Origin of the sequence: Staphylococcus gallinarum (genome assembly GCF_000875895.1) — a bacterium.
Classification (GTDB): Bacteria; Bacillota; Bacilli; order Staphylococcales; family Staphylococcaceae; genus Staphylococcus; species Staphylococcus gallinarum.
Genome location: NZ_JXCF01000134.1, coordinates 1 through 241 on the forward strand (window position 1 = coordinate 1; position 241 = coordinate 241).

Consider the following 241-nt stretch of genomic DNA (forward strand, 5'->3'; position numbering starts at 1 on the left):
CTGAATTTCTCGATTGCAAAGCCATTTTCAATCACTCCTTTGTCATAAGAATCGCCCAACTTATTCCCACGTACTTTTTTATCTTCTTCAATGTGTCTATACGTTACGTTGTTTTTCGTTCCTCTCGTGATTTCAACACCTTTTTCTTTTAGCAAAGTATTAAATTCTTCAAAGTCTACTGCGTTATCCTTTGTTTCTTCAACTGCCATTCTTATATCATTTTTCCATGACCTTTTATCTT

General features: G+C 34.0%; 1 pseudogene. It reads right to left on the minus strand.

The features are described from left to right. Window positions 1-241, minus strand: a pseudogene (locus SH09_RS13765) (relaxase/mobilization nuclease domain-containing protein); the annotation flags it as partial.